General features: G+C 62.5%; 16 protein-coding genes and 1 pseudogene. 11 read left to right on the forward strand and 6 right to left on the reverse strand.

Going from position 1 to position 22,361, the window contains the following annotated elements; genetic code table 11:
• Window positions 1–7 precede the first annotated feature (7 nt).
• The 5 genes and pseudogenes from KGA89_RS21400 to KGA89_RS21420 all read right to left on the reverse strand — a co-directional run.
• Window positions 8–1,138: a glycosyltransferase family 4 protein gene (locus KGA89_RS21400; RefSeq protein WP_223472469.1), complete on the reverse strand. Its 1,131-nt coding sequence runs from the start codon at window positions 1,136–1,138 to the stop codon at window positions 8–10.
• Entirely contained in the window at window positions 1,129–2,496 is a 1,368-nt protein-coding gene (locus tag KGA89_RS21405) for a glycosyltransferase family 4 protein (RefSeq protein WP_223472470.1), read from the reverse strand. Before KGA89_RS21405 ends, KGA89_RS21400 begins: the two co-directional genes overlap by 10 nt.
• A complete protein-coding gene (locus tag KGA89_RS21410) occupies window positions 2,493–3,758 on the reverse strand; it encodes an ABC transporter ATP-binding protein (RefSeq protein ID WP_223472471.1) in 1,266 nt (421 codons plus the stop codon). The genes KGA89_RS21405 and KGA89_RS21410 overlap by 4 nt, the downstream gene beginning before the upstream one ends.
• Complete coding sequence (locus KGA89_RS21415) at window positions 3,758–4,555, reverse strand: ABC transporter permease (protein ID WP_223472472.1); 798 nt, start codon at window positions 4,553–4,555, stop codon at window positions 3,758–3,760. Before KGA89_RS21415 ends, KGA89_RS21410 begins: the two co-directional genes overlap by 1 nt.
• A gap of 32 nt (window positions 4,556–4,587) precedes the next feature.
• Window positions 4,588–4,863 (reverse strand): annotated as a pseudogene (locus KGA89_RS21420) (NAD-dependent epimerase/dehydratase family protein); the annotation flags it as partial.
• Between the two features lie 425 nt (window positions 4,864–5,288).
• On the opposite strand from KGA89_RS21420, the gene KGA89_RS21425 reads away from it, so the two are divergent.
• The 7 genes from KGA89_RS21425 (at window position 5,289) to KGA89_RS21455 (ending at window position 14,511) form a co-directional block, all read left to right on the forward strand.
• A complete protein-coding gene (locus KGA89_RS21425; protein ID WP_223472473.1) occupies window positions 5,289–6,887 on the forward strand; it encodes a glycosyltransferase in 1,599 nt (532 codons plus the stop codon).
• Entirely contained in the window at window positions 6,881–8,173 is a 1,293-nt protein-coding gene (locus KGA89_RS21430; RefSeq protein WP_223472474.1) for a glycosyltransferase, read from the forward strand. The genes KGA89_RS21425 and KGA89_RS21430 overlap by 7 nt, the downstream gene beginning before the upstream one ends.
• The gene (locus KGA89_RS21435; RefSeq protein WP_223472475.1) at window positions 8,170–9,039 is read left to right on the forward strand and encodes a class I SAM-dependent methyltransferase; all 870 of its coding nucleotides are present in this window, start codon (window positions 8,170–8,172) and stop codon (window positions 9,037–9,039) included. Before KGA89_RS21430 ends, KGA89_RS21435 begins: the two co-directional genes overlap by 4 nt.
• Window positions 9,039–10,193 (forward strand): acyltransferase family protein, encoded by a 1,155-nt coding sequence (locus KGA89_RS21440; protein WP_223472476.1) that lies wholly within the window; start codon window positions 9,039–9,041, stop codon window positions 10,191–10,193. The genes KGA89_RS21435 and KGA89_RS21440 overlap by 1 nt, the downstream gene beginning before the upstream one ends.
• Window positions 10,187–11,002, forward strand: coding sequence for a class I SAM-dependent methyltransferase (locus tag KGA89_RS21445; RefSeq protein WP_223472477.1), 816 nt, complete (start codon window positions 10,187–10,189; stop codon window positions 11,000–11,002). Before KGA89_RS21440 ends, KGA89_RS21445 begins: the two co-directional genes overlap by 7 nt.
• Before the next feature lie 178 nt (window positions 11,003–11,180).
• Window positions 11,181–12,374: a DUF3142 domain-containing protein gene (locus tag KGA89_RS21450; protein WP_223472478.1), complete on the forward strand. Its 1,194-nt coding sequence runs from the start codon at window positions 11,181–11,183 to the stop codon at window positions 12,372–12,374.
• Window positions 12,361–14,511 carry a tetratricopeptide repeat protein gene (locus KGA89_RS21455; protein WP_223472479.1) on the forward strand — a complete coding sequence of 717 codons (2,151 nt, stop codon included), beginning with the start codon at window positions 12,361–12,363 and terminating at the stop codon, window positions 14,509–14,511. The genes KGA89_RS21450 and KGA89_RS21455 overlap by 14 nt, the downstream gene beginning before the upstream one ends.
• Before the next feature lie 131 nt (window positions 14,512–14,642).
• On the opposite strand, the gene lpdA is transcribed toward KGA89_RS21455, so the two are convergent.
• Complete coding sequence (gene lpdA, locus KGA89_RS21460) at window positions 14,643–16,043, reverse strand: dihydrolipoyl dehydrogenase (protein WP_038856022.1); 1,401 nt, start codon at window positions 16,041–16,043, stop codon at window positions 14,643–14,645.
• Between the two features lie 221 nt (window positions 16,044–16,264).
• Between lpdA and KGA89_RS21465 the strand changes: the two genes are divergently transcribed.
• From KGA89_RS21465 to KGA89_RS21480, 4 genes are read left to right on the forward strand one after another with little or no spacing between them, the layout of a single operon-like run.
• Window positions 16,265–18,226: a protease modulator HflK gene (locus tag KGA89_RS21465; RefSeq protein WP_223472480.1), complete on the forward strand. Its 1,962-nt coding sequence runs from the start codon at window positions 16,265–16,267 to the stop codon at window positions 18,224–18,226.
• Window positions 18,223–19,263, forward strand: a complete 1,041-nt coding sequence (hflC, locus tag KGA89_RS21470) for a protease modulator HflC (protein ID WP_003207028.1) — start codon at window positions 18,223–18,225, stop codon at window positions 19,261–19,263. The genes KGA89_RS21465 and hflC overlap by 4 nt, the downstream gene beginning before the upstream one ends.
• The gene (gene hflK, locus KGA89_RS21475) at window positions 19,260–20,312 is read left to right on the forward strand and encodes a protease modulator HflK (protein WP_013694611.1); all 1,053 of its coding nucleotides are present in this window, start codon (window positions 19,260–19,262) and stop codon (window positions 20,310–20,312) included. Before hflC ends, hflK begins: the two co-directional genes overlap by 4 nt.
• Entirely contained in the window at window positions 20,309–22,228 is a 1,920-nt protein-coding gene (locus tag KGA89_RS21480) for a heavy metal translocating P-type ATPase (protein ID WP_223472481.1), read from the forward strand. The genes hflK and KGA89_RS21480 overlap by 4 nt, the downstream gene beginning before the upstream one ends.
• The last annotated feature ends 133 nt before the right edge of the window (window positions 22,229–22,361 follow it).

The following is a 22,361-nucleotide window of genomic DNA, read 5'->3' on the forward strand; positions in this document are numbered from 1 at the left end:
CTCGTATTCAACCTCCCAAAACCTGGCGATACGCTTGGACGGTGACCTTCGCACAGTGTTCCCAGGAAAAAAGCGCCGCTTGTTGCAGCCCCGCCTCGCGACACACTTGCCAGTGCTGATGATCTTCCAACAACCGACCCATGGCTTCGCGCATGCCTTGCGGATCGTCCGGCTCGCAATAATTGCCGGCCGGCCCCGCCACCTCGGGCATCGCCGAGCAACGGGTGGTAATCACCGGTGTGCCACTGGCCATGGCTTCAAGCACCGGCAGGCCAAAGCCTTCGTAATAAGACGGGAAAATCAGTGCCCGTGCCCCCGCCAGCAATTGGGCGACCTGTTCGTCAGGCAGGTAGCCCGCCAGACAAACATGACCGCCAGCCAGGGCGCCTTTCAATTCATCATTGAGCTGTGCCTGTTGCCATCCGCTCATTCCTACGATGAACAAAGGAAAGGTCTGACGCACGGATTCAGGAAGCCCCGCATGGGCGCGCAGGGCCAGGGACAGGTTCTTGCGTGGCTCCAGGGTGCCGACACATAGAAAGTAACGGCCGTGCTCCAGGCCATGGACCTTGAGTACGGCGTCAATGGCTGCGGGTTCGCGCGGATGGAAACGCGCCGCCACACCCAGCGGAGCGACCCGCAGGCGCTCGGCGGGGAGGCCGAAATACTGTTGCGCTTCATCGGCGATGAACTGCGAGTCGGTCAGAATCAGTTGCGCCAGCTCCACCGCACGGCCGAGCCGTCGCTCGATTTCCTTCAGGCGTGCCGGTGGTTGCGTTTCGGGGTAGCGCAGGTGCGTGAGGTCATGGAGGGTGATCACCGTCGGCCCCTCGAAGGCCAGCGGCCAAAGGCTGGGTTCGTGATACAGGTCGACGGTCTTTGAACGGCCTTGATCGAAGCGTTTCTGCTCCAGCCAGCGCCGCGCCTGATAGGCTCCTGGAACACGCCGAAGCCAGGGGCTTAGCTTTGAATAGCCACGCGCGGCCGTTTGCGGCAACTGCGAGCTCCAACCCCAGCCGTGGAACAGCGACAACTGCACATCCGGCTCCCGGACCAGGGCGGTGGCCAGCTCCGCTACGTAATGGCCGATGCCAGCGCGAGGGGCCTGGAGGATGCGCGCGTTGAGGGCTATCCGCATGTTGCTTCCCTGTCGAGGGCCATTTCATTGATGTGGTATTCGATCCGCTCCACCAATTGCGCACTGGCCTGGCGCCAGCTCAGCCATTGCCATTGATCCAGGTTGCGACTGGCCGGGAATATTCCGGTGCGCTCCATGTCGATGACCAGGTTCGCCAGGCTTTGGGGATCGTCGAGATCGAAATAGGCCATGAAATCACCGCCGATTTCCCGAAACACGGCAATATCGCTACCCATTGCAGGTAAGCCACGCTGCATGGCTTCCACCAGCGGCAGGCCGAAACCTTCCACGTAGGACGGGAACACCAGCGCCGTGGCGTGTCGATAGGCGTGTTCCAGGCTTTGGTCCGAGAGGTTGTTGAACATGAACAGGCGGCTTTGGAGTTGCGGATGACGCCGGATACGTTCGATCAAGGCCTCGCACTTCCAGCCGATTCTCCCGACGATGCACAGCCGCGCTTGGGAGCCGGCGGCCCAGGCGCGCTCGAACGCGTCGAGCAGGTAAGCGTGGTTTTTCCGCGGCTCGATGGTGCTGACCATCAGGAACACCGGCTCGGGGCGCTTGAACAGCCGCAGCAGATTCGGGTCGACGGCGTGGGTGGGATCAATCTGGTCCAGCTCGCTGCCCAGGTGGAAATAGTCGAACCAGCGTTCTTGTACCTGCTGCTCGCCAATGCGGCGGACCATCTCCTGGCGAACCTGATCGCGGATGGTGGTAGAGATGGCGATGTAGCCGTCGGCGGTGCGGGCAATCCAGTCGAACCAATGGTTGAACACCTTGACCAGTGCAGCGTCGCAGAATTGTGGATGGGTCAGGGGAATCAGGTCGTAGATCACCGAGATGATCCCGACGCCATCGCGCTTGAGCTGTTCGGCCAGGGGAAAGAAACCTGAGTGCCAGGAAGAGTCCAGCAACACCAGTTGATCGCCGGCTCGATGTGCCAGCGGTACGCTGCGCGCCGGGACTGGCTTGCGTTGGAGGAGGCGATCGAGGATTCGAATGGGGAGGCTCAGGCATGCCAGGACGAACAGTCGGCAAGCGATGTACAAGGCGCGGCGAGCCCAGATCGATTGGCTAAAGGGGCGCTGCTGTTCGAGGGCCTGATGTCTGATCCAGAACAGGTTGGCGAACTGTACCAGCCGTACTCGCAGAGCGGCCAAATCCGGCCCGTTCGTGGGCAGGGGAGCCAGGCTTATCACTTTATACAGCTTGCCCTGCAGCATCACCACGGGAATGCATTCGCGTTCCTGGTCCTTGGCCGGCAATTCGCGAATGACGTTGCGCACCACTCGCTGAATGCCGGAGTTGTCATTTGGGTGGTCGTATACATAGGTGCAATCCACCAGCAGACGGCTCATGGCAACTCCTTTTGTGGCAACGCCTCGACAGCAATCTGGCTCGAACGCTGGATACTGGTTCGGGCCTGGAGCCAGGAACAGCCGACGAAATCTTCCTGGCGATTATTGATCACGTGAAACACCAACCCGTAGTCGCGCCACTCGAAATTACGGTCCAGGTGCGAATCCAGCCGCGACAGGCTGAGCGCGACGGAGTAATTGCCCTTACCCAGGCGCATATCGAAACTGAAGCGGAAGGTGATCTGTTCGCCGGCCTTGAGGTCGGTCACGGCTTTGTCCTGGCGATGGGTATTGATGCCGTACATGGGCTGGCCAAGGCGGTCCTTGATCAAAAAGCCCAGCACCAGCCGCTCGATGTCCTGGCGGATTTCAACTCGCACTTGCAACACCATCGGCTGGCCGATCTCGGCCACCTCCACCGGCTGCCCCTGACTGTTGAGCAGTTGTACATCGATGATGCCGGCTTCGCCGGTGCCGGAAATCGTGCGCACCTGGCCGTTGGCGAGCATTTCCTGGCGGACCACCTGGCCCTCGCGCTGGGCCAGCATCGCATTGTAGTAGTCCATCACTTCTTCTGGCTTGCCGCGCATGGCCATGCATCCGTGTTCGAGCAGGATGGCGGTGTCGCAGATCGACTGGATCGCCGAGCGATCGTGGGACACGATCAGCAGCGTGGTGCCGGCCTTGCGGAAGCTGCGGATGCGCTCGAAGCTCTTGTGCTGGAAGTAGGCGTCGCCCACCGACAGCGCCTCGTCGACGATCAGGATGTCCGGACGCCGGGCGGTGGCGACGCTGAAGGCCAGGCGCATCTGCATGCCGCTGGAGTAGGTGCGTACCGGTTGGTCGATGGCCTCGCCGATTTCGGCGAACCCCTCGATCTCGGGCATCAAGGCTTCGATTTCCTCCACTTGCATACCCAGCAACTGACCGGCCATGAACGCGTTCTGGCGACCGGTGAAGTCCGGATGAAAGCCCATGCCCAATTCCAGCAACGCGGCGACACGGCCTTGCAATTGGATGTGGCCGCAGGTGGGTTGGGTGGTACCGGTGATCATCTTGAGCAATGTGCTTTTGCCGGCACCGTTGACCCCGACAATGCCAACGGCTTCCCCGGGCTGGATCTCGAAATCCACCCCCTGCAGGATCCAGTGCAATTGATGGCGCTGGCGGGAAAAGGGGATCAACCATTCGAACAGCCGGCTCCAGCGGTTCGGATACTGCTTGTAGGCCTTGCCCAGGCCACTGACGCGCAAATGTCCCATCAGAGTTCATCCACCATTTCACCGCCACGCCGACGAAACATGCGCAAGCCCAAGGCGCATAACACCAGGCCGAGCACCAGCAACGGCACTAGCGAGCTCCAGACCGGCCACTGGTTGTAGAGAAACAGGTTCTGGTAGCTCTGCATCAGGGCGGTCATGGGGTTGAAGGCGAGCAGTTGCTGGATCGATGGCGGCAGGATCGTCATCGGGTAAACGATCGGCGTGAACCAGAACCAGAATTGCAGGCAGATGCCGAACAACTGCCCGACATCGCGGAAAAACACATTGAGGATCCCCAGCAGCATGCCCAGCCCGGCGGCGAACATCACTTGCAGGGCCAGCAGCGGTACCAATGCCAACAAGGTCATGCCTGGCCAGCGCCCGGTGATCAACAGGAAACCGAGAAACAGGCCGAGGATGATCGCGAAGTTGATCCCGGCGTTGAACAGCACGATCACCGGCAGGCAGATCCGGGGGAAGCTGATTTTTTTCAGCAGGTTGGCGTTTTCCAGGAACATGCCCTGGCTGCGGGTGGTGATTTCCGCGAACAGCCCCCAGGGCAGCAGCCCGGCGCAGAGATAGACGCTGTAGGCCATGCCATCTTCCACCCCGGGCAGGCGGGCACGCATGATGTGGGAAAAAATCACCGTGTAGACGAGAATCATCGACAGCGGGTTGAGCACCGTCCACAACGCGCCGATCAGCGAGTTGCGATACCGCGCCTGGAACTCGCGCTTGACGCTGCCAAGGACGAAGCCGCGGTAGCTCCATAGTGTGCGTTGCAAGGCCAGCAGCATCAGACGGCCCTGCCATAGTGATCTTGGAAACGCTTGAGGGCCTGGAGCAGGTTCAAGGTGCCCAGCAGGTTGATGTGCAGGGTGCGCGCCGGATCGCGGAAGGCTTCAGGGACAAAGGTCTGACCCGCCAGGTGGATCAAGGCGTCGGGAATCTCGGGCCAGAGGCCTTCCAAGGTCTTGGCGTCTGTCAGGTCGTAGCGGGCAGCGACAGGCATCACCTTCCACGCCGAATCATGACCGTTCAGTCGAGATTTGATGTGACGTCCAACGAACCCGCCGAGGCCCGTAACGAACAGACGTTTTTTCAAGCACCAGCCTCCTTGACGGTCGCTTCGTCTATTGCGAACTGAGTAGGAAATTTCCGTAAGATCGGGGAAAAATCACTCAAATCTCTGCTTAGAGAAGCGTTTGTTGTAGTTGTTTGGTTGTCAATCTGTGCCAATTTTGCGGCAATTTCAACAGCGCAAGCCGTGACTGGTCAGTTCTCATATTTATAGCTGGTTTATTCTCGCCGAGCGGTTCACGAACCCTTGGCGGATGTGTTTAGAATGCCCCTCGTCACGATGCCCCTGGTTTCGATTTTCGGGTCGAACCGCAGGGGCGGGACCACAAAAAAACAAGAACGAGACGGGTAGCAAGACGAACGACGAGTAACGGCCCGGGGCCGGCTCGATGCGTGACTCGACCGTCATGAAGTGGGGCTGCCGGGATGGCGGCGCCATGATGGGATGCCATGAATTTCATTCTTTACTCGGACGTAAACGATCACTCCATCAGCCAGAGCCTCGGTCGCCCTGAGTACAGCTATTACTTCGTGCTCAAGGCCTATCGCCCCGTGCTGGAAAGTCTGGGGTCGGTGCATGTGGTGTCGTCGGTCGCCGAGGTCGATCCGCTTTATCAAACATTGCAGCAGACCGGGCAGGACTGCTTGTTCCTTTCGTTTTCACCCCCTCACAAGACGCCGCTCGACTTGCTCTGTCCGATGGTCTGCGTGGTGGCCTGGGAATTCGACTCGATCCCGGCCGAGTACTGGGACGACGACCCTCGGCATGACTGGAGCCGCACACTGGCCCGTCATGGTCGGGTGATTACACTGTCCAGCCACACGGCCGAGGCGATCCGTCGGACCTTGGGCGAGGATTTCCCGGTGTTGGTCTTGCCCACCCCGCTGTGGGAGCGTTTCGCGGCGGTTCGTGAGCAACACCCAAGCCTGCCGGTCAATCCGGGAACGACCTTGCAGATCAGGGGGTGCATCATCGACAGTCGGCCCCTCGGGCTTTCGGCTGACGGCTTGATCGCGCCGATCATCGAAGCAGCGCCGGAGTCGATCATTGAGCTGTCGCCGCCCCTGACCTGGCGACGGCGCGCATTTCTCTCCCGCCATTATCTGCGTGAAGTCATCCGCGCATTCACCGGCAAGGCCGAGCAGGGCCCTGTGTGGCTGTTCAAGCACAATGTGTTGTGCTGGTATCGCGAAGCGGCCCGCGACCTGGTGCCAGCGCCGATACGGGTTGCGGCCAGCAGGGTCCTGAGGGGGCCGGCGCCGCCGCCGATGCCAGTGGTCGTCGAACCCGTTCCAGAGCCAGCACCACCGGAGCATCCCCAAGCCGTCCTGCCGGACACCAGCCAGGTGGTGGAGACCGACGTCAGTGGGGTGGTGTATGTCAGCGTGTTCAACCCCGATGACGGTCGCAAGAACTGGCATCACTTGATCACTGCATTCTGTTGGGCCTTGCGCGATGTCGAGGACGCCACGCTGGTGCTGAAAATGACCCAGAATGACCTGTCGACCTACTACGTCGAGCTGCTGACGCTGCTGTCCCAGCTGTCGCCGTTCAGTTGCCGGGTGGTGGTGATGCACGGTTACCTGGAGGACGAACAATTCGCCCGGCTGTATGGCGCGGCGAGTTTCTACGTCAATGCGTCCCGCTGTGAAGGCCTGTGCCTGCCGTTGATGGAGTTCATGTCCTGTGCCCGCCCAGTCATCGCACCGGACCACACGGCGATGCGCGACTACATCGACGCCGAGGTGGCCTTCATCGTCAAGTCCAGCCGCGAACCGACCATCTGGCCGGAGGACTCGCGCATCTTGTATCGCACCCTGCGCCATCGGCCCGATTGGGGCTCATTGAAACTCGCCTACCAGCAGAGCTACGCCATGGCAAAGCACCGGCCGCAGGCCTACCAGGCCATGGCCGTTGCCGCGAACGAAAGGATGCGCCGCTATTGCGCGTTCACCCCGGTGCAGCAGCGCCTGGCGGATTTCCTGGCTGAGCCCGGCTGTGACGAAGGGCTGCCGCTGGTGCTCCAGGCAGGTACTGCCTCATGTTGATCATCATTTATTCGGAAACCAACCAGAGCAACATTCTGGAGAACCTCGGCAAGCCCGAGTACAGCTATTACTTCGTGCTCAAGGAGTTTCGCCCGGTGCTGGAGCGGTTGGGGCGGGTCGTCGAAGTGACTCGGCCTGATGATGAGATCGATCAGTTGTACGCCGATTGCCTGGCTCGTGGCGAGGATTGCGTATTCCTGTCGTTCTCCCCCCCTCATCGCACCGCTGCCCACTACGCTTGCCCGACAATTGCGGTGTTCGCTTGGGAATTCAGCACCATTCCCACCGAAAGCTGGCAGGGCGAGCCGCGGCATGACTGGCGGGTAGTCCTGGGCGCAACCGGCATGGCGATTACCCACTCAAGCTTCACCGTTAAAACCGTCCGTGAAGTGATGGGGGCGGACTTTCCCATCGCCGCTATTGCGGCACCGGTGTGGGACCGCTTTGCCGCGCGGGGCGCGGTGCTGGCCCAGCGGCCGACGGTGGATCACATGCGCCTGCAATTGCGTGGCCTGTTGATTGACAGCCGCACCACCGACCTGCGGCCTTATGGCCCGCCGGAGCATCAGGCTGGTACGCCGTTGGTGCTGGACGGCCCGGCCCAGGATTGCGAGTTGCTCCTGGACGGTGTGATCTATACCTCCGTGTTCAATCCTTATGACGGCCGCAAGAACTGGAAGGACATGATCAGCGCATTTTGCGCGACGTTCCGCGACGTTTCCGACGCGACTCTAGTGCTCAAGCTGACGCATCACGACGTCACCGCCGCGCTCACCGACATGCTCCATCACGTCTACAAGAACCAGGCGTACCGCTGCCGCATCGTGCTGATACATGGCTACCTGGCGGACGCGGATTACGAGCGGCTGGTGGAAGCCACCCGATATGTGGTCAACAGTTCCTATGGCGAAGGGCAGTGCCTGCCGTTGATGGAGTTCATGTCCTGCGGCCGCCCGGCGATTGCGCCGCTGAACACGGCGATGGCCGACTACATCGACCACGACAACGCGTTTGTGGTGGAGTCGACCGAGGAGTTGACCGCCTGGCCCCACGACCCCCGGGCCGCGTACCGGACCCTGCGTTATGTCACCGATTGGGACTCGCTGTGTTCGGCCTACCGCGCCAGTTATGACGTGGCCAAAAACGATCCCGAGCGTTATCGCCGGATGTCGGCCCACGCCGTGCGCAGCCTGGAGAAGTTCTGCAGCCAGGCCAACGCCGAGCAGCGTTTGCGGGGTTTCTTCGAAGCCATACCTGAGCGGCGCCGGAACGCGCAGCAACCATGATCCGCCGATGGCTGTCCGGGCTCAGGCCTGCGGTGGAACCTTCGCCACCGCCGGCAGTGGCCGTTTCGCCCCGGGATGCCGGCCTCTACGACGCGATGCTTGACGGCTGGTTTCGCAGTGAAACCGGCGAATTGCTCAAAGGCTTTGCCATCACTGCCGACGACACCTTGCTGGATGTCGGCTGCGGCGAAGGCGTGGCGACCCTGTTTGCAATGCGCCAAGGCGCGTCGGTGATCTTCACCGACAGCGAACAGGAGAAGGTGCGCGATCTGGCTCGCCAGGTCGAAGCCCAGGCCGCCGCGCCCTTCCTGGGCCTGGTCAGCAACAGCTTGCCGTTGCCCCTGGCCGATGGCTGTGCGAACAAGATCGTCTGCATGGAAGTGCTTGAGCATATCCATGAGCCGGAGCCGTTCATGGCTGAGCTGGTGCGCATGGGTCGGCCAGGGGCGCAGTATTTGCTCAGCGTGCCGGCATCGGTGGGCGAGCATTTGCAACAAGGCATCGCGCCGCCGGGCTACTTTCAAGCGCCCAACCATGTGCAGATTTTCAGTGCCGAACGATTTGCCGCGCTGGTGGAGGAGGCCGGGCTGGTAATCGAGCATCGCCAGGCCAACGGATTTTTCTGGGTCATGGGCATGATTTTCTTCTGGGCCAGCGAACAGGCGGCTGGCCGGGACCTCGAAGGTGCGGTGCGTGACCGTATCCAGGCGCCGTATCCAGCGTTGATGGAGCGCTGGGCGAGCCTCTGGCAGGACTTGCTGATGCAACCTGACGGTTTGGCGATCAAGCAGGTGCTGGACCGGTTCATGCCCAAGAGCCAGGTCATCATCGCGCGTAAACCCGATCCTTTCTCCGGGAGCACTTGATGAGCAGCAAGCGGATCATGGACATCGAGTTGCTGCGCGCCGTTGCGGTGATGGGCGTGCTGTTCCATCACGTGCAAGGCATGCCGTTTCCTGGCGGATGGCCGGGCCTGGCAGTCCTGGCCGACAGCTTCCAACTGTGGTGGGGCGTGGATCTGTTCTTCGCGATATCCGGGTTCGTCATCGGACGCAGCCTGATCCCGCAATTGCGTCGCTGCGACAGCACTCGGCAATTCTGGATCGTCACCCGGGACTTCTGGATTCGCCGGGCGTTTCGCCTGTTACCGTCGGCCTGGCTCTGGCTGCTGCTGGTGCTGTTCGCGGTGTTCTTCCTGAACCGCTCCGGTGCGTTCGGCAGTGTGCAGGCCAACCTGCAGGCGACCCTGGCCGGTTTCCTGCAGTTCGCCAACCTGCGTTTTGCCGATGCGTTCATGCACTATGAATACGGCGCAAGCTTTGTGTACTGGACGCTTTCCTTGGAAGAGCAATTCTATTTGATCCTGCCGTTGCTGGTGTTCGTCTCGCGCCGCTACCTGGTGTGGGTGCTGTTGTTGGTGGTGCTGGTGCAGTTTTTCACTTGGCGGGCGCTGTGGCTGTCGGTGATCCGCACCGATGCCTTGGCGCTGGGTGTGTTGTTGTCGATCTGGAGCCTGCGGCCCAGCTACTGGCGCTTCGAGCCCACTTGGTTGCGCCGCCCGCCCTTGGGGATGCTGTTGGTGCTGGGCCTGGGCAGCGTGATGGCCTGGATCGCGACCGAGCACTTCAATTTGTCGTTCTACCGCCTCGGGGTCATTGCAGTGCTCAGTGCCGTGCTGGTCTGGATGGCCTCCTATGATCGGGATTACCTGTTGCCTCGCAGCCGTTTTAAAACGGCGCTGACCTGGGTGGGCAGTCGTTCCTATGGGATCTACCTGATCCACATCCCGGTGTTTTTCCTGTTGCGCGAGTTGTGGTTTCGTTTCGCACCCTTGGGCTCGCCGGATCCGGCAAGCCATCCCTGGCTGGCCCTGGCCTGTGCCTTGTCGCTGATCGGACTGTTGAGCGAACTCAACTACCGCTGGGTCGAAATGCCCATGCGCAATCGTGGCGCCCAACTGGTTGAACGCCTGGCCGCCGCCCGAACCGTCCTTCCTGTCTCTGGAGCCCCGTCATGCTGAGCCTTTTGAAGAAACTCACCACGGGCACGCCCGCGCCCGCTGAGCCGGTCGCCGACAAGGTCGACCCGTATATGCTCGGGCTGCACGATGCGATGCTCAGCGGCTGGTTCAACCAGCAAACCGGCGAACTGTTCACCGGTTTCCCGGTGACCCCTGAAGACACGCTGCTGGACGTGGGGTGTGGCGATGGCGGCAACGTGCATTTCTGTGCGATGCGCGGGGCGAAGATCATCATTGCCGACATCGACGCGGCCAAGGTCGAGGCCACTCGCCAGCGCTTGAGCGAGACCCCCGCGCGAGGAGTCGAGTGCCACGTGACCGACTGCAACCCGCTGCCCATTGCCGACGCCACGGCCACGCGGGTGGTGTCCACCGAAGTCATCGAGCATGTCGACGACCCGGCGCAGTTCCTTGCCGAACTGGTACGGGTCGGCCAGCCCGGTGCGTTGTACCTGTTGAGCGTGCCGCACCCCAGCTCCGAAGACCTGCAAAAGGACATCGCCGCGCCGGAGTACTTCCGCAAGCCCAACCACATTCGCATCATCAGCGAAGAGCAGTTCAAGGCGATGGTCAGCGAGGCGGGGCTTACGGTGTTGAGCCACAGCCAATATGGTTTCTACTGGTCGATGTGGATGCTGTTGTTCTGGGAGGCCAAGGTCGATTTCAGCAACGCCGACCACCCATTGCTCAATCATTGGGCCGACACCTGGCAAGCCGTGCTGAATTCGCCGCGCGGCTCGCAGATCAAGCAGGCGCTGGATGCGGTGGTGGCCAAGAGTCAGGTGATTATTGCGCGCAAGCCTGAGTGATGCCCTCTGTGGGAGCAAGGCTTGCCCGCGATAAATGCGACGCGGTCCTCCGGGAATCGAGGTGCCTGCTTCGCGAGCAAGCTTTGCTCCCACAGCAGGATCAAATCTCCTCTGCATCATTTTCGCTTCGACCCGAGTGGCGGTAATCTGCTGGCCTTTGATGGGTGGTTAAGGCTTCATGACTGTTTTTTTCCGGCTCTCTTTGGCCCTCGCCGTGTTGCTTTTGGGGGGCTGCGAACAACCCCCGGCTCCGGCTCTCGATCAACAGCTGTATGTCTGGCAGCGCCAATGGACCAAGGCCCACGAGCCGGCGCTGCGCCAGAGCCGTGGCGATTTCTCCAGCCTGCGGGTGCTGGCGTTGCAGGCTTTTCCCGGGGCGGGCTGGAGCCGTGCGCGGATCGATCCGGCCTTGCTCAAGGCTGACGGCCGCCCGCTGATCGCCGTGATTCGCCTGGACGGCCAGCTCAAGGCCCTGGACCAGGATGAGGTGATCGCCCAGATCCAGCAGGTGCTGGGCGATTGGCAAGCCCAAGGTCTGACCCCTGTGGGGGTAGAAATCGACCACGATGCCGGCAACGCACGGTTGCCGGCCTATGGAAAATTCCTCGGCCAACTGCGGCAAGTCCTGCCGGCCAACGTGCGGCTGAGTATTACCGCGCTACCGGCCTGGCTCGACAGCCCAGCGTTGCCTGGATTGTTGGAAACGGTGGACAGCAGCGTGCTGCAGGTCCACGCGGTGAGTGACCCAAGGCAGGGATTGTTCGATCCGAAACAGGCCCGGCACTGGGCGCAACGCTGGAGCGAAGTCACCACACGGCCGTTTTATCTGGCCCTGCCGGCATACGGCGTGGCGCTGCTGACCCAGGAGAGTGGCGTTCCTGTGGTGGAAAGCGAAGTGCCGATCGATCGCGCTGGCGAGCGGCGGGAGTTGCTGGCCGATCCGCAACAAGTAGCCGGGCTTGCGGCAGATTTGCGTGCCGATCCGCCGAAACATCTCGCTGGGTTGATCTGGTTTCGCCTGCCGCTGGCCGGCGACCGACGGGCGTGGAGCCTGACCACGCTCGGCGCCGTCGCCCGGGGGGACAACCTGGACAGTCGGCTGGCGTTGCAGTGGGAGGAGCAGGGTGGTTTGTACGATATCCGCCTGGTTAACCAGGGCAATCTCGACAGCCCCTGGCCCCAGCGCCTGACGCTGGCTGTTGGCGCGTGTGACGGCGTCGATGCCTTGGCCGGTTATACGTTGCAACAAACCCCCGGACTGCTTACCTTCACCCGCATTCAGGAAGGCCGCTTGGCTGCTGGCAGCCAACGGGCAATCGGCTGGGCGCGCTGTACGAAAATTGACCAAGGAGGTTTCAATGTTTACCCGTAAGTGGCCTCGTCACCTACTGTGTCTGAGCCTTTGTCTGCCGCTGGGCCCGGCGCTGGCCTGCGGGCCGGATTTCCCGATGCGCCTGCTGGATAACCGCGCCCAGTCGCTGGCCGAATTGCCCGAAGGCAGCTTTCGCTTCGAGGTCAGCCGCCTCGGCCAGCCGATTGCCGGGCTCAAGCCGGCCACCGAGGCGACGCGCAACCCGGACTACAGCTATGACGCCCCGTCTTCCTACGTTGAGCAACGCAACCAGGCCGAGCAGATCGGCCTGACCCCACCGCAGCAAGCGGTGGTGGAGCGCCTGCGAGCCCTGACCGATGTCGACCAGGTGGCAGCCGAAGCGGCCAACCTGCCTGATGAACTGCGCCTGTATGCGATTGGTGCGGCGGCTTTCAACGTCGGTGAGCATCAGCGCGCCGTGGAAGCGTTCCAGCAGTTGCTGGCGTTACCGGCCGACCAACGTCGGTTGCGCAGCACCTGGGCCGCGTACTCCCTCGGACGGGCCTTGTTCGCCGTGAGCACCGAGGCCGGCAGCGGCGACCCTGTGGTTTTGCAGGACCAGGCGCGAGCGGCGTTTCGCCAGGCCCGCGAGTTGAGCATTTCCGGCTTCAGCGATCCGCTGGAACTGGGCATCGCCAGCCTTGGCGAAGAAGCCCGGGTGGCCTACACCGCTGACGATTGGGACAGTGCCATCGGCCTGTATACGATCCAGAACCTGCAAGGCTCCCCGGTGGGCTACAGCTCGTTGCTGCAATTGGCCGGTGATTTGAGCGCCCAACCGGATGAGCGCTTGAGCGAATTGCTCAAGTCCAAGGCGGTGCAGCGATTGGTCACTGCCTACCTGCTCAGCCGCGTCGGCTGGTGGGACGGTGAAGAACCCTCTGGCGATAAAAGGCTGTTCGAACTGTTGCGAGCCAACGCCCGGGACAACCTGGACGATGCCGATCGTTTGGCGGCGGTGAGTTACCAGCACGGCGATTACGCCAGCGCCCAGGCTTTTGTGCAGAAGGCTTCCGACACCGGCCTGGCCTGGTGGGTGCGTGCCAAGCTGGCCTTGCGCGACGGCGACAAAGTGGCCGCAGCGGCGGCTTATGCCAAGGCCGCCCAGGCTTTCCCGAACGATGAGTCATGGGGCGGCCGGCGGACACCGGATTGGAACTTCGAGTCGGTGCAGCCCAAGTGCCGGGTCGAAGGTGAAAGCGCGATCCTGGCCTTGCAGCGCGGCGATTACCTGCAAGCCTTCGATCAGCTCTATCGCGGCCAGAGCAACTATTGGTACGACGCTGCCGCAGTCGCCGAGCGTGTGCTGACGGTGGATGAGCTCAAGCAGTACGTTGACGCCCAAGTCCCGGCGCCACCGGCGTTGAGCCAGGAGGATCGGGACAACTATGTGCCGCTGCCCGTGGCTGCGAGCCTGCGCAATCTGCTGGGTCGTCGCTTGCTGAGGGAAGGGCGCTTTGATGAGGCACCGGCTTATTTCGATAACGCAGACTTGCAGAACAAGGCCCGCGCCTATGGGCAATTGCGCCAGGACGCGGAGTCCAAATGGTGGCCAACCCGACGGGCCGAGGCGTATTTCAATGCGTCCTGGATGGCGCGCAAATGGGGCATGGAGTTGCTCGGCTATGAGATGGCGCCGGATTACGCCAGCCTGGGAGGCAACTACAGCCTGGAACCGGTTGAACTGAAGGTTGGGCCGCTGGTGGCCGAAGGCGAAGTGCAACGCCAGCAGGCCAGCGCGGCGCAGCCGGACATGCGTTATCACTATCGGTTTGTCGCCACGGCGCTGGCGAGCCAGGCGGCGGATCATTTGCCGCATACCAGCCAGGCGTTTGCGGCGGTGTTGTGTAACGCGGTGGGGTACAACTCCAGCCTTGAAGAGCAGAGCGCGTTGTATCAACGGTACGTGAAGGAAGGCCCGTATGTGGATTGGGCATGGAACTTTGGTTACCAGTGCCCTTATCCAGAGTTCAACAAGGCCGATAAACGCTACGTCACCCAGGCCCTGGACCCGATTCGTTCGATGTTGCGACCTTACAAGGGGTGGCTGCAAATGGGCGGTGTGGTGCTGGTAGTGGCGGTGGCGTTGGGGCTGATCAGCCGCCGCCGGCGCAAGGCGCGGATGTCGGCCTCCTAAGCTGAATAACCCATTGTGGGAGCGAGCTTGCTCGCGATGACGGCATAGCAGACGCTACAAAGGCGTATGTGATTGCCCCATCGCGAGCAAGCTCGCTCCCACAGGGGGGGTATCGCCAATGGGGCGTGCCCCTACATCTGCGTCGCCATCCCCTCCACATTCATGGCCGCCTGGCGCAACGCCTCCGAGCGGGTAGGGTGTGGGTGGCAGGTCAGGGCGATGTCCTCGGCTGAGGCGCTGAACTCCATGGCCACGCAGTATTCACTGATCATCTCACTGACGCTCGGGCCGACCAGGTGCACGCCAAGGATCTCATCGGTGCGTTCATCGGCCAGGACCTTGGCGAACCCTTCGGTCTCATGGTTGATCTTGGCCCGGCTGTTGGCGGTGAAGGGGAACTTGCCGACCTTGTAGGCACGGCCTTCGGCCTTGAGCTGTTCCTCGGTCTTGCCGACGCTGGCCAGTTCCGGACGGGTGTAGATGACGCTGGGAATCAGCGCATAGTTGACCTCGGCGGCCTTGCCGGCGATCTGTTCGATGCAGACCATGGCTTCGTCCTCGGCCTTGTGGGCCAGCATCGGTCCGGACGTCACATCACCGATGACCCAGACGCCGGGCGCTTCGGTCCGGTGATGCTGGTTGGCGAGCATGCCGCGCCTATCAGGGCTCAGTCCGACGTTCTCCAGCCCCAGTCCTTGCGTGTAAGGCCGACGACCGATGGCGACCAGCACGTAATCGGCGTCCAGGGTCTGTGCTTCGCCGCCCGCCGCCGGTTCGATCTGCAGTTGCACGCCGCTGGCCGAGGGAATGGCTCCGGTGACCTTCGAACTCAACTTGAACTGGATGCCCTGTTTGCCCAAGGCTCGTTGCAGGGTCTTGCCGGCCTCGCCATCTACCCCCGGGCAGATGCGATCGAGGTATTCGACCACGGTCACCTGGGCACCCAGGCGCCGCCAGACCGAACCCAGTTCGAGGCCGATGACGCCGGCGCCGATCACCACCAGATGTCGGGGCACCTCACTCAGGGACAAGGCGCCGGTGGAGTCGAGGATACGCTGGTTATCGATGGTCACGCCTGGCAGGGGCGTGGGTTCCGAGCCGGTGGCGATGACGATGTCCTTGGCGCTGAGTTCGGTCTTGGTGCCATCGTCGCCTGTAACGGTCACCTTGCCCGGCCCGTCGATGTGGCCCCAGCCTTTGATCCAGTCGACCTTGTTCTTGCGAAACAGAAACTCGATGCCCTTGGTCAGGCCGGCCACGCTTTCGTCCTTCTGCTTCATCATCTGCGCAAGGTTGAGGGTGGGGCTGACTTCAATGCCCAGGTTGGCGAATTCCGTTCCCGTGGCGGCTTCGTACAGTTCAGAGGCATGCAGCAAGGCCTTGGAGGGCATGCAGCCGACGTTCAGGCAGGTGCCGCCCAGGGTGGCTCGGCCTTCGACACAGGCGGCTTTCAAGCCCAATTGCCCGGCCCGAATCGCCGCGTTATACCCGCCGGGTCCGCCGCCCAGAATGATCACGTCGTAGTTGCTCATCGTTGTTCTCCCGCTTGGCCTGATGAAAAATTATGGTCGTAATATGAGCGTTTCCAGAGATTTCGGTCAAGGCTTAAGTCAAGAGGTCGGCGCAGGCCTTGTCATGAAGAATTCAAAACGGAAATTTCACAGGAATCGTTATAAGGTAACGGCATATAACGGAGCGTCGGTGGCGTTTGTCCACGGGCCCGGATTTTGATCGCCACGAGTGCTGGGGTGGTATGCAAGTCGATCTTGATGTCGAGGGGGCACAGGTGGCCGAATGGCCACGTTTTCAGCGCGCGTCGTTTCAAGGGCGCCGTTTGAAGCAGATTGCTTTCGCCCTGGGAAGCGTGGCGGGCGTGGGCCTGGTACTGGCGTTTTTTATCGGGGTATTTTCGCCGCAATCGCTTTGGCCGGCGCTGCTGGTCAGCCAAGGTGCGGGACTGCTGGTGCTGGTGGCAGGTTTGCAATCGGCCTGGTGGGTCACGCAATGGCGTAGCAAGGCGCTGCTGCCAGCTGTGGATAACCTGCCGGCGGAAAACGAGCCTGTTGATAACCTGGGTTGGTATGAGCGGCTGCTGGAGCGAATTGGCGCTCGCGCGGTCGGCCTGCTGAAACAGATCGGTGCGCCTGCGTTGTGGCTGGCCGGTTGGTCCGTGCTGGTATTGCTGGGCCTGGAGCAAGCCTGGAACTTGCAACTGCCGGCTGCCGCCCTCGGTGTCTCGGCCAGTGTGGGGGCGGTGTTGTCGTTGTTGTTGGCGTTCGGGCTATTGGTGTTCGAGCGGCAGTTGGCCCAGCAATCTCCCGTGGAATGGCCGGAAGCGCCGACGCTGGCGCAGCTGACGCGGGTGGCGATCATCGTGCTGGTGCTTGGCGCTTTGTGCTTGTTGTTCGCCGCAGAAACGTCCATCTGGCCGTTTCGCCTGGCGGTGCTGATGGGGCTGTTGCCGGGCGTGGTGGCGGCGGAGTTTTTGCTGCGCGCCGTGTTGTCGTTGTTCATCCCGCGCCGGAACGCTCTGGAACCGCCGCTGCTGGGCCGGAGTGTCATCGCCGATCTGCTGCGCTGGCCGCCGCAACCGTTGCTGGCCTTGCAGCACGAACTGCACAACCGTTTTGGCATCGACTTGCGGCAGATCTGGGCCTTCAGCTACATGCGCCGGGCTTTTTTACCGGTATTGGCGCTGGTGTCGCTGGTGGGCTGGTTGTTGACGGGCGTGCACGAAGTGCCGCTGCAGGGACGTGGCATCTATGAGCGTTTTGGCAAACCGGTGGAGGTGTTCGGCCCGGGCTTGCATGTCGCGTTGCCTTGGCCGTGGGGCAGGGTGCTCAACGTCGAGAATGGCGTTGTGCATGAATTGGCGACCAGCGTCGCGGAGAGTCGGGCAGTGGTCGAGGCTGAACCGGCGGAGGGACCGGCGCCGGCAATCGCCAATCGGTTGTGGGACGCCAGCCATGTGAACGACAAGTCCCAGGTCATTGCCAGTCGTCGTGCCGACCAGCAGAGCTTCCAGATCGTCAACATGGACGTGCGCTTTGTCTATCGCATCGGCCTGACGGACGCCGCGGCATTGGCGGCGACCTACAACAGCGCCGATGTGCCGACGCTGATCCGCAGCACCGCCAGCCGCATCCTGGTGCATGAATTTGCATCGCGCACGCTGGACGGTTTGCTGGGTGCGGACCGTGTCAGCCTCGCCGACGAAATCGGTCGCGCCGTCCAGGCTGATTTGCAATCGCTCGATAGCGGTGTGGAAATCCTGGCGACGGTGGTGGAGGCGATTCATCCGCCGGCCGGTGCGGCCAATGCCTACCACGGCGTACAGGCGGCGCAGATCGGCGCGCAGGCATTGATCGCCCGAGAGCGCGGCGCGGCGGCGGAACAGACCAACCAGGCACAATTGCAAGCCAGCGTCGCCCATGACCAAGCCACGGCCACCGCCCGGGAAATCAACGCGACTGCCCAGGCCGCCGACCTGCGCTTCAATGCCGACCGCAAAGCCTACGCCACGGCGGGGCACGCTTTTGTACTGGAGCATTACCTGAGCCAACTCAGCCAGGGCCTGGCCAATGCCCGGTTGCTGATTCTCGACCATCGCCTGGGCGGCAGCGGCAACGCGCCGACCATCGACTTGCGTACCTTCACGCTGCCGGTAGACCCCGCGTCGCCGCGTAACCCTGTCCCGCCAGGAGCTGCCCATTGAGCCAGTCCTCTTCACACGATCACCACGACCACGCTGGTCACGATCACGGCCATGCCGGTCATCACCATGGCCATCATCACCACCATCATGGCGATCCGCAACAGGCCGGTCCGTTCCCGTGGCGGCGGATGGGTTGGGCGGCGTTGCTGGTGGCGTTTGCCGTTGCGGCCGCAAGCCTGGTGCAAGTGCGCTCGGGGGAGGCCACGGTCATCACTCGTTTCGGTAATCCGGCGCGGGTACTGCTGCAACCTGGCTTGAGTTGGCGCTGGCCGGCGCCGTTCGAGGCGGCGATTCCGGTGGACCTGCGGTTACGCACCACCTCCAGCGGTTTGCAGGATGTCGGCACCCGTGATGGGCTGCGGATCATCGTCCAGGCCTACGTGGCGTGGCAGGTGCAAGGTGATCCGGAAAACGTGCAGCGTTTCATGCGCGCGGTGCAGAACCAACCGGACGAAGCCGCACGGCAGATCCGCACCTTCGTCGGCTCGGCGCTGGAAACCACCGCCGCCAGTTTTGACCTGGCGAATCTGGTCAATACCGATGCCAGCCAGGTGCGCATCGCCGATTTCGAAGCTCAGCTGCGTCAGCAGATCGATCAACAGTTGCTCACCACTTACGGCGTGCGCGTGTTGCAAGTCGGTGTCGAACGCCTGACCTTGCCCTCGGTGACACTGACGGCGACGGTGGATCGCATGCGCGCCGAGCGTGAAACCATCGCCACCGAACGCACCGCCGTCGGCAAGCGCGAAGCGGCGCAGATTCGCTCCGCCGCGGAACGTGATGCACGAGTCATGCAAGCCGATGCCACAGTGAAGGCCGCAGATATCGAAGCGCAGTCGCGGGTAGAAGCGGCTGAGATCTATGGTCGGGCATACGCCGGCTCCCCGCAGCTCTACAACCTGCTCCGTTCGTTGGACACCTTGGGTACCATTGTCAGCCCAGGCACGAAGCTGATTTTGCGCACCGATGCGGCGCCATTTCGTGTTCTGGTGGACGGTCCTGTTTCCGTGGAAGGCAAAGGTGGAACACAACCATGAGTTTGGTTCCACGTGGAACAAACGAGTTATCCAGCCCGTGGATCCAGGCCGGACGCCTGGCATTTCTTGCGCTTTACGCCGTCACGGTGCTGGCGGCGTTGGCCTGGGTCTTTTCCAACGTGCGGCAGATCGATCCGCAGAATCGTGCGGTGGTGCTGCACTTTGGTGCCTTGGATCGCATCCAGAATGCCGGCCTCTTGTTGGCGTGGCCTCGTCCTGTGGAACAAGTGGTCTTGCTGCCCGCTGCGGATCGGGTGCTTGAGCGGCGGGTGGAAAATCTGCTGCGTTCGGATGAGGCCCTGCAAGCCGATCGTGTCGCCAGTTTCGCCACGCCAGTCAGCGACGCGCTGGCCGGTTCTGGTTATTTATTGACCGGTGATGCTGGCGTGGTGCAACTGGATGTGCGGGTGTTCTACAAAGTCACCGACCCTTATTCCTTCGTCTTGCAAGGTGAACATGTCCTGCCGGCACTGGACCGGTTGGCGACCCGCAGTGCCGTGGCCCTGACTGCAGCCCGGGATCTGGACACCATTCTGGTGGCTCGCCCCGAACTGATGGGTAGCGACAACCAGGCGGCCGAGCGCCGCGAACGCTTGCGTGGCGATCTGGTGCAGGGGCTTAACCGACGCCTGGCTGACCTGGCGGCGACAGGGGAGGGGTTGGGTATCGAAGTGGTGCGGGTCGATGTGCAATCGAGTCTGCCGGGGCCGGCGGTGAGTGCCTTCAACGCGGTGCTGACGGCCAGTCAGCAGGCCGATAAAGCCGTGGCCAACGCGCGTACCGAAGCCGAAAAGCTCACCCAGGCCGCCCGCCAAGACGCCGACCGTGCCGTGGAGGTCGCCCATGCCCAGGCCAGCGAACGGCTCGCCAAGGCTTCGGCCGACACGGCGACGGTCCTGGGCCTGGCGAAGACCCAAGTTAGCGATCCGCAAATGCTGCTGCGCCTGTATCGCGAACGCATGCCTACCATCCTTCGCCAGGCCGGTTCAGTGACCACGGTCGACCCGAAAGACGATTCCCGCCTGATCATCCAGGGAGCCGGACAATGACCGCCCAAACCAGCGCTGCACCGATGTTGTCCTCGACGGAACAACGCATCGCCGCCCGACAACTGACCTTGGCGATGCTCGCCCTCGGCTTGCTCGCATTGGGCCTGGCATGGCGCGGTTGGTCGCCAGAGCAGAGCGGTGTCAGCCAACTGCTGTTGGGGTTCGCCTCGCTGTTGGTGGCAGTGCCGGTGATGCGTTCGGCCTGGTACAGCTTGCGTTACCCAAGCCTGCACGGGATTACCGACCAACTTATCGCCCTGGCGATGCTCGGTGCCTGGGCCACCGGCGATCTGCTGACGGCGGCGTTGTTGCCGATCATCATGATCTTCGGGCATGTGCTGGAAGAGCGCAGCGTCATTGGCTCCCAGGAGGCGATCCATGCCCTTGGCCAACTGACCCGCAGCCAAGGTCGCAAGGTGCAGGCCGACGGATCGATCATCGATGTCGACAACGCGACGCTCCAGCCTGGCGATGTCGTGGAGGTGCGCGCGGGCGATCGGGTGCCGGCCGATGGTTGTGTGTTGTCCGGCCAAGCCAGCCTCGACACCGCGCCCATCACGGGTGAGTCGGTGCCGTTGGAGGCTGTGGTCGGCACTGAGGTCTTTGGTGGCGCGATCAACCTGGATGGTCTGCTGCGCCTGGAAGTGACCCGGACCGGCGAAGAATCCACCTTGGGCAAGGTCATTGCTTTGATGCAAAACGCCGAACGCTCCAAGCCGCCCATCACTCGCTTGCTGGAACGCTACGCCGGCAGTTACCTGGTACTGGTGTTGTTGCTGGCGGCGGTGACCTGGTTCGTGACCAACGATGCCCAGGCGATGCTGGCAGTATTGGTCGCCGCTTGCCCTTGTGCGTTGGTGCTGTCGGCGCCGGCCACCGCCATTGCCGGGATCGCGGTGGCGGCGCGCCATGGGATCCTGATCCGCAGCTCGGCCTTCCTGGAAGAACTGGCGGACCTGACGTCGTTGGTTGTCGACAAGACCGGCACCCTGACCTACGGCGTCCTGCGCCTGCAATCCATCGAATATGCCCAGGATGCTCCCTCATCGTTGCTGCTACCTTTGGCTGCCAGCCTCGGTTCGGCCAGCAGCCATCCGGTCAGTCGTGCGTTGGCGGGGTTGGTGGAGCAGGAAGACTGCCTGGCGCTGACGGACATCCATGAGCGCCAGGGCCTGGGGGTGGTCGCGATGACCGCCCAGGGCGAAGCGGCGCTCGGCCGGCCGGAGTTGTTTGCACAGCTGGGCATTCAAACGTCTGCGGTCCCGGAGCACGACGGCCCGATTGCCGGCCTGGCCCTGGACGGGCAGTTCCTCGCCTGGCTGTTGTTGGCCGACAGCGTCAAGCTGGAGGCACGGATGGCCATGGCCGAGCTGCGCGAGCTGGGCCTGGGGCGGCAGTTGCTGTTGACCGGCGACCGCCAGAGCGTGGCCACGACCCTGGCCCGGGATGTCGGCATCGGCGACCTGCAAGCCCAGGCCCTACCGGAAGACAAACTCAAGCGAGTCATGGCCGAAATCGACCATGGATTCCGCCCCATGGTGGTGGGCGATGGCATCAACGATTCCCTGGCGCTCAAGGCCGGGGTGGTCGGCGTTGCAATGGGCGCCGGCGGCGCAGATATCGCCCTGGCGTCGGCAGACATCGTGCTGATCGGCAGCGATTTGCGTCGCCTGGGCACTTGCGTGCGATTGAGCCGCCAATGCAGGCGCACGTTGCAGGTCAACGTGATCATTGGCCTGGGCTGGACGCTGGCAATCGTCGCCTTTGCCGCCTTCGGTTGGCTCGGCGCGGCAGGGGCGATGATCGCTGCGCTGCTGCATAATCTCAGTACCCTGCTAGTGTTAGGTAATGCGGGGCGATTGCTGCGGTTCCAGGAGCCACTCCTGAAAATTCAAGCGAAGGGAGCCGTTGGATAACCCTTGGCGAACTGTGCGTCACCCTTGCAGTCTCTGTTGGAGAGGGCGCACCCATACTGGCAGTACCCGGCACAAGGAGTGAATTTGGGACGGTGATAGAAAAAGGCTATAAATTCGATAGCCTGCTATTTTT

Origin of the sequence: Pseudomonas sp. A-RE-22 (assembly GCF_019956035.1) — a bacterium.
GTDB lineage: Bacteria > Pseudomonadota > Gammaproteobacteria > Pseudomonadales > Pseudomonadaceae > Aquipseudomonas > Aquipseudomonas brassicacearum.